The sequence below is a fragment of the Pseudoclavibacter sp. AY1F1 genome (assembly GCF_002931075.1).
GTDB lineage: Bacteria > Actinomycetota > Actinomycetes > Actinomycetales > Microbacteriaceae > Pseudoclavibacter.
The window spans coordinates 310,647-326,266 of record NZ_PSTQ01000001.1 but is presented as its reverse complement, the minus strand read 5'-3'; the positions used below and the strand labels follow the sequence as shown (position 1 = coordinate 326,266).

The following is a 15,620-nucleotide window of genomic DNA, read 5'->3' as shown; positions in this document are numbered from 1 at the left end:
TCTACTGAGCTTTCGTGGAATTGTCGCCGCTGGCCGCGAGGAGCCGGCGTGCTGCCTCGTCGACCTGGTCATCAGTGGCCGTGAGCGAGACTCGTACGTGCCTCCCTCCGGCGTCTCCATAGAAGACCCCTGGCCCGCCGATGATGCCGAGACCGGCGAGTTCTTCGATCGTGACCCACGAGTCGTCGCCTTTGGTGCCCCACAGGTACAAGCCGGCCTCGCTGTGCTCGATGCGCAGCCCCCAAGCCTCGAGTGCCGGAAGCAGGACCTCCCGGCGCCTCCGGTAGCGGTGGTACTGCTCGACGGCGTGCTCGTCGTCACCAAGAGCCGTTGCAACGGCAGCCTGCACTGGGGCAGGCACCATGAGGCCGGCGTGCTTGCGCGCCACGAGGAGCCTGGAGATGAGCGCCGCGTCGCCTGCGACGTAGGCCGCACGGTACCCCGCGAGGTTCGACCGCTTCGAGAGCGACGAGCATGCGAGGATGTTCGTCAGGTCGCTGCCGGTGACCCGCTCGTCAAGGATGCTCGGGATGAGCTCCCCCGCCCAGTCGCCCCACCCGAGTTCCGCGTAGCACTCGTCGTTGATGATGACGGCGCCGAGCTCGCGGGCGCGCTCGACAGCGGCCTTCAGCTCGCCGGCCCCGAGGACTCGCCCGTCCGGGTTGCCGGGGCTGTTGAGCCAGATCAGCTTCGTCGAATCAGGCCAGGCGGCGGGGTCGTCGCTCGCAAACCCGGTCGCACCGGCGAAGACGGCACCGATCTCGTAGGTCGGGTAGGCGCGGGACGGGTAGACAACCGTGTCGCCGACACCCAGGCGCAAGAAGAATGCGGCCGTCGCGACGAACTCCTTGGAACCGACGGTGAGCATGGTGTTCGCCCGCTCGAGGCCGGTGACACCACGGCTCCTTGCGAACCACGCGACGACGGCGTCCCTGGCTTCGTTGGTGCCGATCGTCGTCGGGTACGAGTGCGCGTCCGCGTGCTCCCGAAGCGCCGTGCGCACGATCTCTGGAGTCGGGTCGACTGGCGAGCCGATGGAGAGATCGACCGCTCCGGCCGGATGCGCCTTCGCACGTTCGATGTATGGGGTGAGCTGGTCCCACGGGTAGTCGGGGAGCTCGCCGAGCGTCACGCGCCTTCCCCCTGCGGGTCGAGCGCGGCGATCAGCGGGTGGTCGTGGTGGATGACCCCCACCTTGGCGGCGCCGCCCGGGGATCCGATCTCGCTGAAGAAGTCGACGTTGGCGGTGTAGTACTCACTCCACTCGTCCGGCAGATCATCTTCGTAGTAGATGGCCTCGACGGGGCAGACGGGTTCGCAGGCACCGCAGTCGACACATTCGTCAGGATGGATGTAAAGCATCCGATCGCCCTCGTAGATGCAGTCGACGGGGCACTCATCGATGCAGGCCCGGTCTTTCACGTCGACACAGGGAAGGGCGATGACGTAGGTCACTGGGGTGACTCCTCCTCGTTCGAGTGCGATCTTCCATCGTACTCGTCGCGGGCGCGTGCTGTCCGCACTCGGCGGTTCGGCAGCTCGGGCCAGAAGGCGCAGGCGGCAGCGACCAGCGAGGCCAGGGCCAGCCAGGCAAGCCCGAACGCGTCGCCGACGACCACGACGCTCGAGCCGGGATTCCACAGCCCGAGCCCGCCGACAGCCACAACAACCCCGACCGCGAACCCGGTGGTCATCCACCGGTCGACGAGGTACAGGCGCAGTCCGATTCCGAGACACAGGATGCACGCGAGGCCGAGTACGATGCCCACCCAGAGCGTGATGTCGAAGATCTCGACACGCCCCCGGTGGAGGAACGTCGTCACTGTCCCGACGATAACGCCAAAAAGCGCGTAGAGCAGCGCGCCGAGGATACGTTCCCCGGTTCGCTGCTCTACAACGGGCTGTTCGATGACTTCCGTCATACGACCTTAATCTTCACCGCGAACCCTGGAGGCTCGCACGTTCGACTACTGCTTCTTGGCGCGCGACGTCGCACGAGCACGTGCGTTGCCGTCGAGGAGCAGCTTGCGGATGCGGATCTTCTCGGGCGTGACCTCGACGCACTCGTCCTCGCGAGCGAACTCGAGTGACTCCTCGAGCGTCAGGACGCGCGAGGGAGTCATCGACTCGAACGTGTCCGCGTTGGCGGAACGCATGTTCGTGAGCTTCTTCTCCTTGGTCACGTTGACGTCCATGTCGTCAGCGCGCGAGTTCTCGCCGATGACCATGCCCTCGTAGACCTCTTCGGTCGGCTGCACGAAGAACGACATGCGCTCCTGCAGGGCCTGCATGGCGAACGGCGTCGCGACTCCTGCGCGGTCGGCGACGATCGAACCCGAGATGCGGGTCGTGATCGGGCCGGCCCACGGCTCGTAGCCGTGCGAGATCGCGTTCGCGATGCCCGTTCCACGCGTGCTCGTCATGAACTCGCTGCGGAAGCCGATGAGGCCACGCGACGGGATGACGAACTCCATGCGAACCCAGCCGGTGCCGTGGTTCGACATCGACTCCATGCGGCCCTTGCGGGCAGCGAGCAGCTGCGTGATAGCACCGAGGTGCTCTTCAGGCGAGTCGATCGTGAGGTGCTCGTAAGGCTCGTGCGTCTTACCGTCGACGATCTTCGTGACGACCTGCGGCTTGCCTGCCGTGAGCTCGAACCCCTCGCGGCGCATGTTCTCGATGAGCACGGAGAGCGCAAGCTCGCCGCGACCCTGGACTTCCCAGGCATCGGGGCGACCGATGTCGAGCACGCGGATCGAGACGTTACCGATCAGCTCGCGGTCAAGGCGGTCCTTGACCATGCGCGAGGTGAGCTTGTGGCCCTTGACCTTGCCCATGATGGGTGAGGTGTTGGTGCCGATCGTCATCGAGATGGCGGGCTCGTCGACCGTGATGCCGGGAAGCGGACGGATGTCCTCCGGGTCGGCGATCGTCTCACCGATCATGATCTCGGGGATACCTGCGACGGCGACGATGTCGCCGGGGCCAGCGGAGTCGGTCGGGACGCGGTCAAGCGCCTTCGTCTCGAGCAGTTCCGTGATGCGCACGTTGTGCACCGAGCCGTCGTTCTTGACCCAGGCCACGTTCTGGCCCTTCTTGAGCGTGCCGTTGAAGACGCGCAGCAGGGCAAGACGGCCGAGGAACGGCGAGCTATCGAGGTTGGTGACGTGCGCCTGCAGAGGCGCCTCCGGGTCGAAGACCGGCGGCTGGATGTGCTTGAGGATCGTCTCGAAGAGCGGCTCGAGGTCGTCGTTGTCGGGCAGCTCGCCGTCGGCGGGCCGGTTGTGCGACGCGGCGCCTGCGCGGCCGGAGGCGTAGAGCACGGGGAGGTCGAGGATGCCGTCGAGATCGAGATCCGGGACCTCGTCAGCCATGTCGGACGCGAGGCCGAGGAGGAGGTCCTGGCTCTCGGCGACGACCTCTTCGATGCGAGCATCCGGGCGGTCTGTCTTGTTGACGCAAAGGATGACGGGGAGCTTCGCCGCGAGTGCCTTGCGGAGCACGAATCGGGTCTGCGGAAGCGGGCCCTCAGAGGCGTCCACGAGCAGGACGACACCATCAACCATGGAGAGGCCGCGCTCGACCTCACCACCGAAGTCGGCGTGGCCTGGGGTGTCGATCACGTTGATCGTGATCGGGCCATCCGTGGCGTGCTTCCCCTTGTAGGAGATCGCCGTGTTCTTGGCGAGGATCGTGATGCCCTTTTCACGCTCGAGGTCGTTCGAGTCCATGACTCGGGCCTCGGTCGAGTTGCTGTCGTGCTCGCCAAACGAGCCCGTCTGCTTGAGCATGGCATCGACGAGGGTCGTCTTGCCGTGGTCGACGTGCGCCACGATGGCGACGTTTCGGAGTTCAGAACGGTGGGCGACAGGCACAGCAGTCATTCAGGGGTGCTTTCATTTGAGAAAAGGGCAGTTCATCCTACGTCACGGAGGGCAGGCCTCCCGACCAGCACAAAGGAGCCCTTGTGCTGGCCGAAGTTCTTACCGGATCACTGGCCGGATTCGCGCTCCTCGGCCTCGGCCCGCAGGATCTCCTCCTGCTGCTCCGAGGTGGCGTCCGAGACGACAATGTCATCTCCGAGTACCTCGGTCGTGACCGCGCCGGCGGTCGCCGCCTTGAGCGCGGCGCGCTCCGCGCGGCGGATCGCCTGCTCGTCGGGGTCAGGGACGGGGACGGCGGCGACGAGGCGTTGCGTGTACGGGTCCTGGGGAGCTCGCAGGATCTGATCGGTGGGACCCTGCTCCACGATCTTCCCGTGGTTCATGACGATCACTCGGTTGGCGAGCTGGTCGACGACCGCGAGGTCGTGTGTCACGAAGAGCACGGCGAACTGCAGCCGCTGCTGGATCTCGACGAGGAGCTCGAGCACGCGCTTCTGGACCGACACATCCAGGGCTGACGTCGGCTCGTCGGCGACGAGCAGCTTGGGCTCGAGCGCAAGTGCCCTTGCAATGCCGATGCGCTGCCGCTGGCCACCCGACAGCTCGTTCGGGTAGCGATTGCGGAAGGCGCGGGGAAGCTCGACCTGGTCGAGCAGCTCGCCGACCCTCGCTTCGATCTCTGCCTTCGAGAGCTTCTTCTCGAGGATGAGCGGCTCCGCGATCGACTGCCCGACGGGCCAGCGCGGGTTCAGCGAAGATCCCGGGTCCTGGAACACGATGCCGATGTCACGGCGCACACGCGCGAGGTCCTGCCGAGAGACCCCGTTCAGCTCTACCCCGTTGAGCTTCATCGAGCCTGCGGCCACAGGGAGCAAGCCGACAACCGCACGGGCGACCGTCGTCTTACCCGAGCCTGATTCGCCCACGACGCTCACGATCTCGCCGGGGTAGATCTCGAAGGTCGCGTCCTCGACCGCCTTGAAGGCGGGCACTCGCCCCTGCTTGGGGTACTCGATGTCGGCGTTCTGGACGACAAGCGCAGGCTCGCCGGTGAACTCTCGAGCGTCCAGCCCGCTCGCCTCGCCCGTGCCGAGGTGCGGCACCGCGTCGAGGAGCGTCTTCGTGTACTCGTGCTGCGGGTTCTTGAAGATCTCGCGGACGGTGCCGCGCTCGACGATCTCGCCGCCCTTCATAACGATGACGTTGTCCGCGATGTCCGCGACGACGCCCATATCGTGCGTGATGATGACGATCGCGGAGTTCAAGCGCTCGTGCAGGGAGCGCATGAGCTCGAGGATCTCGGCCTGGATCGTCACGTCGAGCGCCGTGGTCGGCTCGTCGGCGATGAGGAGGTCCGGATCGCAGCTGAGCGACTGCGCGATCATGGCTCGCTGTCGCTGGCCGCCGGACAGCTGGTGCGGGTACGAGTCGAAGGCTTTCGCCGGGTTCGGCATCTCCACGAGGCGCAGCAGTTCGAGCGCGCGCTCACGAGCATCGTTCGGCGTCATCGTGGGGTTGTGGATGCGCAGGGCCTCGGAGATCTGGAAGCCGATCGTGAGCACCGGGTTGAGTGCCGTCATCGGCTCCTGGAAGATGACCGCGATGTCGTTGCCTCGCGCGCGTCGGAGCGTCGACTGCGGTGCGCCGATGAGCTCGGTGCCGTTGAGCTTCGCGCTTCCTGACGTGCGCCCGTTCTTGGGGAGCAGGTCGAGCAGCGTCATCGACGACACGGACTTGCCGGAGCCGGACTCGCCGACGATCGCCAGGACCTCGCCGGGCCGCACCACGTAGTTGATGTCCTTTGCGGCCGTAACCCAGTCGCCGCCGACCCAGAACTCGACGCTGAGGTCCTGGACTTCGAGGATCGGCGTCGTGTCGTCTTTGCGTGAAGTTGTGCTCATGATCGTGCCTCCCGGTGGGCTGCGGTCAAAGTGCTTGGTGTCTGAGGGATGCGGCCAAGGTGTGTCGGCCTGCTCGCCGCGGCGAGACTCGATTCGTCTGCGAGACTTGGCGGGTGTCCGAGCGAACAGTTCTCCGCCCCCGCATGGGTCTTGTCGTCTACGGCGTCATCGCCGCCATGGCGCTGGTCGCCGTCATCTCGGTGATCCTGACGCCGGGGGCTGGTCGCCACCTGCTGTCGGTGCTCCCACTGCCCATCCTGGCGCTCGGCGTCGGCTGGATCACCCTCGTGAGCCCGAGCGTCGTCTTCACCGAGACAGCGCTCGAGGTGAACAACCCCCTCAAGAAGACTGTTGTGCCATATGGCCAGATCGAGCTGGTCGAGACGACGCGCGGCTTCACCGTCACGACGCCGGAAGGCAAGGTGAGCGCTTGGGCTGCTCCCCCGCCCGACCGCCTGAGTGCTGAACGCATGGACCCGAGAGACCCGCTCCTGTGGAAGGACCCGCGCCGCCTCACCGACGAGTCGCAGAGCATCCGGACGAGCGCGGCGCCTGGCACGTACTCCGGCGACGCGGCCGTGAACCTCACGCACCGCAGGGCTCAGCAGCAGCGAGAGGCCGGCGTCCCGCTCGGTCCCGTCGTGCGAACGCAGAACGTCGCGAACACTGTTGTGCTCATCGCCACCCTGCTTGTCGTGGGCGCGCTCTTCGCGATCTAGCGCTCCTGAGGAGAGCGCCTGGGTGGCGAAGGCCTCGGCGCGCGCTGCGACGTGGGTCGTCACGCATCCGCCTTGCTCGTGCCGCTGCCGTCCGAGTCGCCCTGAGTGGGACGGCCGTCGCGCGACGTGAGCGTGCGCCACATGCGAGACCACGTGCCGTTGCCCGGGATCTTTCGCTGGCGGGGGTCGAAGGCGTCACGCAGGCCGTCGCCGATGAAGTTGATGCACAGGGCGATGGACACGATGAAGGCGCCTGGGAACCAGAAGAGCCAAGGGCGGGTTGCGAACGCGCCCTGGTATTCCTGGACGATCTGGCCAAGCGACACGTCGGGCGGCTGGATACCGAAACCGAGGAACGACAGGTTCGCCTCGAGGATGATGGCGGCGCTCATGAGCAGGGTCGTGGAAACGATGACGACGCCGAGGGCGTTCGGCAGGATATGGCGGAAGATGATCCGTCGCCCGGAAGCACCTGCCACGCGCGCCGCATCCACGAACTCCCGCTCGCGCAGCGTGAGGAACTCGCCGCGCACCAGACGCGCGAGCGACATCCATCCGACGAGGCCAAGCACGACGGCGAGCGAGACCGCGCCGTACGCACGCAGGACCTCGTTCTGGCCGGCGAGCTGGCCGAGCACGGCCGCGAAGACGAGCGTCGGGATGACGAGGAAGAGGTCCGTCAGGCGCATGAGCACGTTGTCGACCCAGCCGCGGTAGTAGCCGGCGATGCCACCGACGATGATGCCGATGACGGCCGCGAGGACGCCGTAGATGAACATGACCGTGAGCGACTGCTGCGTGCCGCGCATGACGCGGGCGAAGATGTCGCGGCCGATCTCATCCTGGCCGAACGGGTGCGAGCCCCAGTCGACAAGGCTCACGAACGTCGGGTTGCCGCCGTTCTCGATGGGGGCGATCGAGTTCCAGTCGTAGGCCCACCAACCGGGAACCTGGATCTGCATGAACTTGCCCTCTGAGAAGTCCCACCACGGCACGACGATGCCGACGGAGGTGAAGACGAGGAGCACGATCATCAGCAGCACGGCGGTCGAGACCATAGCGCCCGTGTGGCGCACGAAGCGCCGCCACACGATCTGGCCCTGGCTGAGGCCGATGGTCTCTCGCTGTTCGATGGTCAGCTCATCCCCCGGGCCGTGAGGCTGCGGGGCGGTGATCTCGGTGAAGTTCGGAGTCGTCATAGCTCAGCCCTCTCTCAGCTCAGGCGGATTCGCGGGTCGAGGACGGAGTACAGGATGTCGGCGATCAGGTTGAAGATCACGGTGAGCGCCGCCGTCACGAGGATGTAGCCCATGAGCGGGTTCAGGTCGACCGCCTTGAGCGACTCGGAGAAGATCGAGCCCATGGCACGCCAGCCGAAGATCTGCTCGGTGACGATCGCACCGGAGATGATCGCGCCCACATCGGCCGCCACGATGGTCGTGATCGGGATGAGAGAGTTGCGCAGGGCGTGGCGCATGACCACGGTGCGCTCCGGGAGTCCCTTCGCGCGGGCAGTCCGAACGTAGTCCTGGTTCATGATCTCCAGGAGGCTCGAACGCGAGTAGCGGCTATAGCTCGCGATGGAGATGACCATGATCGCGATGGTCGGCAGCAGCAGGTGAGTGAAGCCGTCGAGCATCTGCAGCCAGATCGACGGGTCCGAGCCGAGCTGCGGGCTGGATGCGCCCACCGTCGCGATGGGGCGTCCGCCGGTCTGGTCGTAGTAGCCGGACCAGGTCTGCATGACTCGGTCGATGACCAGCAGCAGCGACACGACGAAACCGACGATCGCGGTGTTGCTCGCCACGTTGCGCTTGTCGAGGCCACCGAAGTACTTGCCGACGAACCAGGCGATGACCGTGAACGCCACGATGAGCACGATCGGGAACCAGGCGCCGATCTCATTGGTCATCGCGAACTGCAGCGGGTACCACAGCGCTCCCCCGACGACCGCCACGGCACCGGTGACGATGAGGTTTCTGCGGTGCGAGAGCCCGACCGTAAGGGCAGCCGTGAGGAGCACCGTGGCGAGGCCGAGGACGATGATGAGCACCGTGCCGAGGCCGGGGTTGCGGAACCAGTCGAGCAGCTCCATGCCGAAGAGGATCGCGATGGTGCCGAGGGCTCCGCCGCCGAATACCATGGCACGCGTCTTTGCGGGCCCGCCGATGATCGACATGAAGATGAAGCCGATGATGACGCCGATGAGCAGCAGGAGGGGTATCGGTATCTCCGGGTCCTGCAGGAAGTCGTTGAACCCGATGGCCATGTACTGCTTGAGCAGCACGGCCACGAAGAAGATCGGCAGCGAGTACGTGAGGAAGGACAGGAACGTGACCGTGTAGTCATAGCCCGAGTACTGCCGGAGCGCGGTCGTCACGCCGACGGCGACGCCGATGACGACAGCGATGAGTGTCGCGGCAGTGACGAGCTGCAGGGTCTGGCCGACCGCTGCGCCGATGAGCGGGCCGACATCCTGTCCGACGATGTTGACGCCCATGGAGAAGTTGTTGCCCAGGAAGCCGAACAGGCCGTCCGGGTCGTTGAAGGTCGGGATGAAGAACCCGAGGATGCCGCCGAGCCAGAGGAAGAAGCGTGCGGGGGCAGGCACATCAAGTTGCAGGAGCTCCACGCGCGCGGCGATGAGCTGCTCCTTGTTGGGAGCCGTGGACTCCAAGATGTCTGCGAGCGGGTCCTTCGAGATCGCGACGAGGTTGTACACGATGAAGAGCGCGCCCAGCAGGATGAAGATCGACACGAAGAGGCGTCGGAGGGTGAATCTCAGCACAGATGGGTCCTGTTCTGGAGGAGGCATTCGGCCGGGAGTGTGGCCGCGAACAGACGAGGCGGGAGTCCCGCAGTCGAGAAGACTACGGTACTCCCGCCGTCGCTTGGTCTGACCGCGCGGCGGTCAGCGCGTCGAGAGTTCGACGCCGGTGTGGCTACTCAGCGGCTTCCACTGGTGCCCACTCCCAGGCGTTCCAGAAGTACTGGGGCGAGAGGAAGCCAGGCTTGACGTTGGCAACTTCGTCGCTCCAGGCAACAACGCCGGGGAACTGGAAGATCGGCACGGACCAGGACTTGTCCATGATGATCTTCTCAGCCTCGACGAGCTTGCCCTGAGCCTCAGCTGGGTCGAGGGTGACCTCGACGTCCTTGAGGATCTGGTCGAGCTCCGGGTCGCTCCAGCCGTAGTAGTTGTTGATGCCGCCCGTGATGTAGTTCGGGGACGGCTCTCCGACACCGAGACCCTCGGACTGCCATCCGAAGAGGGCCGCGTCGTAGGCGTCGGTCTGCGTCGTGAGCACGGTTGACCAGTTCTCAGCGCTCGCGTCGACGATCGTGAAGCCAGCCTTCTCGGCCGAGGCCTTGATGAGCTGCAGCTCCTGCTGGCGGCGCGGGTTGGTGGACGCCGTCATGAAGCGGACCGAGGGGTTCGCGACTCCGGCCTGAGCGAGGAGGCCCTTGGCCTCTTCGATGGAGGCGTCGTCGCCCGAGTAACGGTCGACGCCGCTGGCTGCGACGGACTCTTCGTAGCCGTCTGCTCCGGGGAGGAAGACGAGCGAGTCACGCGTGGTGGCATCCGGTGCGATCGGGGTGATGAGCTTCTCGACGATCTCCTGGCGAGGGATCGTGAGCAGGAAGGCCTCGCGGATCTGCTGAGCCTTGGCCTCGTCGCCGCCGTAGGTGGCGGGGTCGAAGACGCCGCCGTTGGCAACCTGGAGGTCGACGTGCTCGTAGGTGCCCTCGAGCGAGGACTCCCACTCGATGCCCTCTGTGGCCTCGAGCTGCTGAAGGAGGTCGGTCGTCGGCTGACCGGAGACGATCTGGACTTCACCGTTCTGGAGCGCCTGCACCTGCGCCTGCGGGTCCGGGATGAAGCGGATCGTGATGGTCTCGTAGTGAGGCAGCGGGCCCCACGTGTAGTCCTCGCGCGCCGTGAGCGTCACGTACTGGTTCTCGACGAGATCCGTGATCGTGTAGGGGCCGTTGGAGAGCGTCTTCTGCGGCTCCTCGGGCATCGACGTGTAGTCGTAGCCCGTGCGGTACGCCGTAGCGACCTTGCCGAGGAAGGCGGTGTCGTTGTCGTTGATGGCCGTGACGAGTGCATCCTTCGCGGCCTGCGCCTCGTCGTACTCGCCCGGGTAGGCGAGCTGGACAGTGCCGTGTGCAGAGATCGCCGTGGTGTCAGGCGCGAACATGGTCTTCCAGTCGGCGTACGGCTTGTCGTAGACGACCGTGAACGACTTGTTGTCGTCAGCGAGCGTCGGAACTGCTGAAGCGAGGTCGAGCTGGAGGCCGGGAGCCGGGTCGGTTCCCCAGTAGACACCGGCGTCTGCTGCCGCGTCGATGGCGTCCTGGTTCGTGACGTTGCCGTCGTCGTCGTACTCGGCCTCTGGGACCTCGCCGGCGGAGCGGTGCGTCGTGTTCGCGGCCCACGTGAGCAGCAGGTCGGCGCCGTCGAAGGGCGTCCCGTCGCTCCAGGTCACCGCGTCGGCCACCGTGTACTTGATCGTGAGCGGGTCGCTCGAGACCTCTTCGACCGTGCCGAAGTCGGTGTTCTCGACCAGCGCGGGGGTCGGGTCGTAATCGATGAAGCCGTCCGACGTGACGTGGACGATGTTGGCGTTCGCGGCGGCGTTGTTGGCCGAGGTGTTGACGTTGAACGCGAAGAACGGGTCGTTCCAGGCAACCGTGATGGCGGAGCCACCGACGATCTCGGGATCGCGGTTCGGGGCGGAGCAGCCGGCGAGAACCAATGCGCTTGTGGCGACGATGGCTCCCACGGCGATAACTCGTGATGTCCTCATAGGACCTCCTTGGGGAAACATGGGGCTGTGAGCGTCGGAGATCCACGGACTCTGTGAATTCTCGACAAATACCCGTTGAACCTACGCCCCCGCGCGCGGGGCCCTGCACCAATTCAGGGGATCGTTACTCACACGAAACGGGTCTTGTGCATCTCTTACAAGGCCGTCAACGTTCGTAGACTGCGGACATGTCACATTCGCGCATTGACGTTACGGTCTGCGAGGGCCAGAGCAAGTTGGACCGCTCCGCGCGCGTGCGACTGCGCTGGGAGGTCTGGATCGTGCTCGCGATCGCGATCATCCCCTCGAGTCTGTACGCGATCATTTCGCTCGCAGAGCGGGCCACCCGCGATACTCCGCTCGCCGACCAGACGACCACCCTCAACGCCACTCGCGACGCACGTCCGGTCTTCGACGCGCTCTTGCAGCTCATGAGCATCGCGACCGATCTCCTGCCCGTGGCCCTCGCGATCTGGCTGCTCTGGACGCCCGCCGTCTCCGGCTTCAGGAGGCTCGGTCTGGATGCACGCCAGCCGCTCCGCGACACGGGTCACGGGTTCCTGCTGGCCGCCTGCATCGGCATCCCTGGGATCCTGTTCTACCTGGCCACCAGGGCACTCGGGCTGACGATCTCGGTCGAGGCCAGCGCCCAGGAGCTCACCTGGTGGACGGTCATCCTGCTCCTGCTGGCCGCCCTGCGCGCCGCTCTTCTCGAGGAGGTCATCGTGGTCGGCTACCTCGTGACGAGGCTGCGCGAGCTAGGTTGGGCCACCTGGCAGATCATCGTCGCGTCGTCCCTGCTTCGTGGTTCATACCACCTGTATCAGGGCCCCGGGATGGCGCTCGGCAACGTCGCCATGGGCTTCCTGTTCTCGTGGTGGTTCCTGCGGAAGGGCAGAGTGGGCGGACTTGTTGTGGCCCACTTCATCCTCGACGCGGTCTCATTCCTCGGGTACCCGCTGGCCGCGGCCCTCCTCCCCCAACTCTTCACCTGAGCGTCGCCTGGCGTGATGCCTCGGCTCAGGCCGTGAGGTTCACGAAGCGGAACGTCTGATCGCCGTACTCCCAGACCACGTCGAACCTCTGCTTCGGAACGTCGAAGACGAAGTAGCCGGACTCGGAGCCGACCCCGTACTCGCGCTGCTGCACTGAACTCTCGATGCAGTCGTAGGCGAGCGACTCACCGAGGCGCGAGTCCGAGTTCTTCTCGAACAGCTGCATCCGGTTGAAGCCGAAGACCGGCGCGAATTCCCCCTCGTAGCCTTCGGCGCCGAGCGCACCGTAGCCCTCGACCTGCAGCTGGACCGCGACGTAGCTGCCGTCCGCTTTCGGTGGATCCTCTTCAAGGCAGCTCACGTCGAAGACGACGCCGGTCACCGTGAACCGACCCACGGGCGTGCCGCTCGCTCCGAGAACCGTCGCCCACTGCCCGCGCGTGAACCGCATCTCGCCCTCGACCGGCTCCGGGTTCTCGTTCTCCGCGACGCGGGGTGCAGGCACAACCTGGACATTGACGGGCGTGACCGTCGGAGTCGGCGTCTGCGTCACGCCCGGCGTGGCGATGACCGAGACGGCTTCGGCGGACTCACTTGGGACAACCGTCTCAGGCGACGCGCACGCGGCGAGCAGCAGCGCGGCAGCAAGGGCACCACCCGCGAAGTGAGCTCGCAGACAGGGCGACCGCCGCTCAGCCGACTGCCTCACGGCCTTCACGCCGTTCGTGCGGAGGCCGCGGCGATCCGGTCCGCGAGTGGCGAAGCCAGAAGCTGTTCGAGCGTCAGCAGCTGCCCGCTCGCGTCGGTCATGGGCACTCGCCAGTTCGGATACTCGTCGGCGGTCCCAGGCTGGTTGACCCCGCGCCGGTCGCCGGCGAGGTCGGACACTCCGACACCGAAGAGCTGCGCGGCGGACCCGGCGAGATACTCGTGCAACGCGACGACGACGTCCTCATTGCTCGGCGTCTCGCCCACGAGCCCTGACTGCCTGAGCCGCTCGACGACTTTCGCGATCGTCTCGGTCTCCTCGGCCCGCGCCTCCTCGACGGAGCCTTCGAGAAGGCCAAGGCGCTCTCGCACGTCCAGGTGCTCGAGAGCGAGGAAACCCGCGGTCGGCGGCAGGTCATGGGTCGTGACCGTCGCCAGGCAGGCACGGCGGTACTCCTCAGCGGCCAGTGGGACACGGCCCTCAGACCATTCGAACCAGAGGACCGAGGCGCCGAGCATGCCGCGCTCGGCGAGTGCATCCCGCGCCTCAGGCGGAACGGTGCCGAGGTCCTCGCCGATCACGACGGCACCGGCTCGTTCAGCCTCAAGGGCGAGGATTCCCAGCATGGCCTCGGCGTCGGTGCGCACGAAGCAGCCGTCCTTAGCCGTGTTGCCCTCCGGAATCCACCACAGGCGGAAGAACCCGAGGATGTGGTCGATGCGCACGGCGCCCGCGTTGCGGAACACGGCCCGCAGCATGTCCCGATACGGTGCGTAGCCCAGCTCGGCGAGCATGTCCGGCCGCCAGGGCGGCTGCGACCAGTTCTGTCCGAACTGGTTGTACTGGTCCGCCGGCACGCCAACCGTCACGCCGCGGGCCATAGCCTCACCGAACGACCAGGCGTCTGCACCGCCCGCATGAACTCCGACCGGCAAGTCGTGCACCACGCCGATGGACATGCCAGCGGCCTTCGCATCCGCCTGCACCAACTTGGCCTGCGCTTCGAGCAGGCATTGCAGCCACACGTAGAACTCGGCGTCCTCGGCGTGCGCCGCGGCGAACGTGAGCACCTCGCTGCCGTTCACCGTCGCGAGCTCGCTCGGCCAGTCGCGCGCATCCCGCCCATGGACTCGCGAGATTGCGCAGAAGACGCCGAATCGCTCGAGGGGCTCGCCCGCCGACCTCCGGAAGTCCTCGAAGTCGCCATCGACGACGTTCGCCGACTGCCAGAGCTCGAAGAGGGCGCGCAGCGCCGGTTCCTTGAGCGACCAGGCTCTGTCACGATCGATGGAATCGATTCCGTTGCCGAGGATCGCCTCTCCGGCAAGTCGCGACAGCAGCTCGACGGTTTCAGCTGGCACGGCCACGCGCCGAGCGACGAATGCAGCGGCCCAGTCGATGTTCAGGATCAACGGGTCGCCGAACTGCCTCGACGTCGGCAGGTACGGAGACGGCTCGATCGGCGAGACGGGAGGGTTCGCGTTGAGCGGGTTCACGAGCACGAAGTCCGCCGTGCGCTCGGCGCCCCAGGCCGTCAGCGTCGCGAGGTCTCGCAGGTCACCGATCCCCCATGAGGTGGATGAGCGGAGCTGGTAGAGCTGCGTGAACAAGCCCCACGAGCGTTCCTCTGGCCATGGTGTGCTCGTCGGCACGACGATCAGAGTGCCCGCTTCTGCGGGCTCGGCAGAAGCCTCGTCGCCGACGCGCGCGACGAGCTGGTGCCACCCCGTCGGAAGGTCTTCGGGCACAGCAAACGTGGCACGACCGGTGAGCTCGCCGTCGATGACCCTCGGGTCGACCCAGTTCTCGAGCTGCTCGAGGCCGCGGACGGAGCCGTCCTCGAGGTGCGCCTCCACACGAACGCTGCTCCCGTGCGGGACATGCGCGAACACCCTCGCGGCCCTTCCCTCGCGCACAGTGGTGCAGGCGGGAACTGCGCGACGCCATGCACGGCTCTCGAAGTCACGTGCCGAGGCGGCGATCTCCTCGTCCGTGGATGCCGGGAGCCCAAGGGCGCCGAGGACGGCCGCGAGCGTCTCGGGGGCGACCTGCTCCTTCTCGCCACGCCAGCCCCAGTACTCGACCTCGAGTCCTGCGCTGGTCGCGAGGTCGCGGATCGCGGTCAAGTCGGTGATGCTCACGAGTATTCGACCTCAGTTTCGGTGACGGTGATAGTGCGAGGGGCAAGGGCCTGATTGGCCGGTCCGGAAACCGGCTCTCCTGTCCTCGTGTCGTAATGACTCGAATGGCACGGGCAGATGATGTGCTCGGCGGTCACCTTCGAGACGGGGCACCCCTGGTGCGTGCAGATCGAGCTGAACCCGTAGTACTCGCCGGCGGCGGGCTGCGTGATGACGGTCTCGGTCTCCGAGATGATCGCGCCCCCGCCGACCGGTACCGCCGCGAGAGCAATCGCACCACCCTCGGCAGCCGCCCCGTCCGACCCGGTCCCGCCTTGCGGTTCGCCGCTTCCGCACGCCGCGAGCAATGCCGCCGTCGCGATCCCGCCGCCGACGGCCGCGCTTCCCCGTATGACCCCGCGTCGTGAAGGTTCGTGTCGTTCGTTCACGGTCTCAGGCTAGTCGGCGCTTGCCTGAGCGT

Annotated in this window: 13 protein-coding genes; 2 read left to right on the top strand and 11 right to left on the bottom strand. The window is 66.4% G+C overall.

What is annotated here, in order from left to right:
- Position 1: 1 nt before the first annotated feature.
- From dapC to C5B85_RS01520, 5 genes are all read right to left on the bottom strand, one after another.
- The gene (gene dapC / locus C5B85_RS01540; protein ID WP_104284299.1) at positions 2-1,132 is read right to left on the bottom strand and encodes a succinyldiaminopimelate transaminase; all 1,131 of its coding nucleotides are present in this window, start codon (positions 1,130-1,132) and stop codon (positions 2-4) included.
- On the bottom strand, positions 1,129-1,455 hold the full coding sequence (gene fdxA / locus C5B85_RS01535) for a ferredoxin (RefSeq protein ID WP_061710753.1): 327 nt from the start codon (positions 1,453-1,455) through the stop codon (positions 1,129-1,131). Before fdxA ends, dapC begins: the two co-directional genes overlap by 4 nt.
- Positions 1,452-1,922, bottom strand: a complete 471-nt coding sequence (locus C5B85_RS01530; protein ID WP_104284298.1) for a hypothetical protein — start codon at positions 1,920-1,922, stop codon at positions 1,452-1,454. Before C5B85_RS01530 ends, fdxA begins: the two co-directional genes overlap by 4 nt.
- A 45-nt stretch (positions 1,923-1,967) precedes the next feature.
- Positions 1,968-3,884 carry a translational GTPase TypA gene (gene typA, locus C5B85_RS01525; protein ID WP_104284297.1) on the bottom strand — a complete coding sequence of 639 codons (1,917 nt, stop codon included), beginning with the start codon at positions 3,882-3,884 and terminating at the stop codon, positions 1,968-1,970.
- Positions 3,885-3,991: 107 nt separating this feature from the next.
- The gene (locus C5B85_RS01520) at positions 3,992-5,785 is read right to left on the bottom strand and encodes an ABC transporter ATP-binding protein (RefSeq protein WP_104284296.1); all 1,794 of its coding nucleotides are present in this window, start codon (positions 5,783-5,785) and stop codon (positions 3,992-3,994) included.
- Between the two features lie 113 nt (positions 5,786-5,898).
- Between C5B85_RS01520 and C5B85_RS01515 the strand changes: the two genes are divergently transcribed.
- On the top strand, positions 5,899-6,504 hold the full coding sequence (locus C5B85_RS01515) for a hypothetical protein (protein ID WP_146077798.1): 606 nt from the start codon (positions 5,899-5,901) through the stop codon (positions 6,502-6,504).
- Between the two features lie 59 nt (positions 6,505-6,563).
- On the opposite strand, the gene C5B85_RS01510 is transcribed toward C5B85_RS01515, so the two are convergent.
- The 3 genes from C5B85_RS01510 to C5B85_RS01500 form a co-directional block, all read right to left on the bottom strand.
- Positions 6,564-7,703 (bottom strand): ABC transporter permease, encoded by a 1,140-nt coding sequence (locus tag C5B85_RS01510; protein ID WP_104284294.1) that lies wholly within the window; start codon positions 7,701-7,703, stop codon positions 6,564-6,566.
- Positions 7,704-7,717: 14 nt separating this feature from the next.
- Positions 7,718-9,292 carry an ABC transporter permease gene (locus C5B85_RS01505; RefSeq protein WP_104284293.1) on the bottom strand — a complete coding sequence of 525 codons (1,575 nt, stop codon included), beginning with the start codon at positions 9,290-9,292 and terminating at the stop codon, positions 7,718-7,720.
- 154 nt (positions 9,293-9,446) lie between these two features.
- Positions 9,447-11,315 (bottom strand): ABC transporter family substrate-binding protein, encoded by a 1,869-nt coding sequence (locus C5B85_RS01500; RefSeq protein ID WP_104284292.1) that lies wholly within the window; start codon positions 11,313-11,315, stop codon positions 9,447-9,449.
- A gap of 188 nt (positions 11,316-11,503) precedes the next feature.
- Here C5B85_RS01500 and C5B85_RS01495 point away from each other — a divergent pair, with 188 nt between their 5' ends.
- Entirely contained in the window at positions 11,504-12,310 is an 807-nt protein-coding gene (locus C5B85_RS01495) for a CPBP family intramembrane glutamic endopeptidase (protein WP_104284291.1), read from the top strand.
- A 25-nt stretch (positions 12,311-12,335) separates the two neighbouring features.
- Here the strand turns inward: C5B85_RS01495 and C5B85_RS01490 are convergent, their stop codons facing one another.
- Genes C5B85_RS01490 through C5B85_RS01480 form a run of 3 tightly spaced genes read right to left on the bottom strand, consistent with a single transcriptional unit; the run spans position 12,336 to position 15,588 of the window.
- The gene (locus tag C5B85_RS01490; RefSeq protein ID WP_146077797.1) at positions 12,336-13,019 is read right to left on the bottom strand and encodes a hypothetical protein; all 684 of its coding nucleotides are present in this window, start codon (positions 13,017-13,019) and stop codon (positions 12,336-12,338) included.
- Between the two features lie 5 nt (positions 13,020-13,024).
- On the bottom strand, positions 13,025-15,160 hold the full coding sequence (malQ, locus tag C5B85_RS01485; RefSeq protein ID WP_104284289.1) for a 4-alpha-glucanotransferase: 2,136 nt from the start codon (positions 15,158-15,160) through the stop codon (positions 13,025-13,027).
- On the bottom strand, positions 15,157-15,588 hold the full coding sequence (locus C5B85_RS01480; protein WP_104284288.1) for a Rieske (2Fe-2S) protein: 432 nt from the start codon (positions 15,586-15,588) through the stop codon (positions 15,157-15,159). Before C5B85_RS01480 ends, malQ begins: the two co-directional genes overlap by 4 nt.
- Positions 15,589-15,620: the final 32 nt, after the last annotated feature.

What these genes read in the sequence shown, in the direction of transcription:
- typA (WP_104284297.1), bottom strand. Translation starts at nt 3,884, where the DNA reads ATGACTGCTGTGCCTGTCGCCCACCGTTCTGAACTCCGAAACGTCGCC.
- C5B85_RS01530 (WP_104284298.1), bottom strand. Translation starts at nt 1,922, where the DNA reads ATGACGGAAGTCATCGAACAGCCCGTTGTAGAGCAGCGAACCGGGGAA.
- C5B85_RS01495 (WP_104284291.1), top strand. Translation starts at nt 11,504, where the DNA reads ATGTCACATTCGCGCATTGACGTTACGGTCTGCGAGGGCCAGAGCAAG.
- C5B85_RS01500 (WP_104284292.1), bottom strand. Translation starts at nt 11,315, where the DNA reads ATGAGGACATCACGAGTTATCGCCGTGGGAGCCATCGTCGCCACAAGC.
- C5B85_RS01520 (WP_104284296.1), bottom strand. Translation starts at nt 5,785, where the DNA reads ATGAGCACAACTTCACGCAAAGACGACACGACGCCGATCCTCGAAGTC.
- C5B85_RS01510 (WP_104284294.1), bottom strand. Translation starts at nt 7,703, where the DNA reads ATGACGACTCCGAACTTCACCGAGATCACCGCCCCGCAGCCTCACGGC.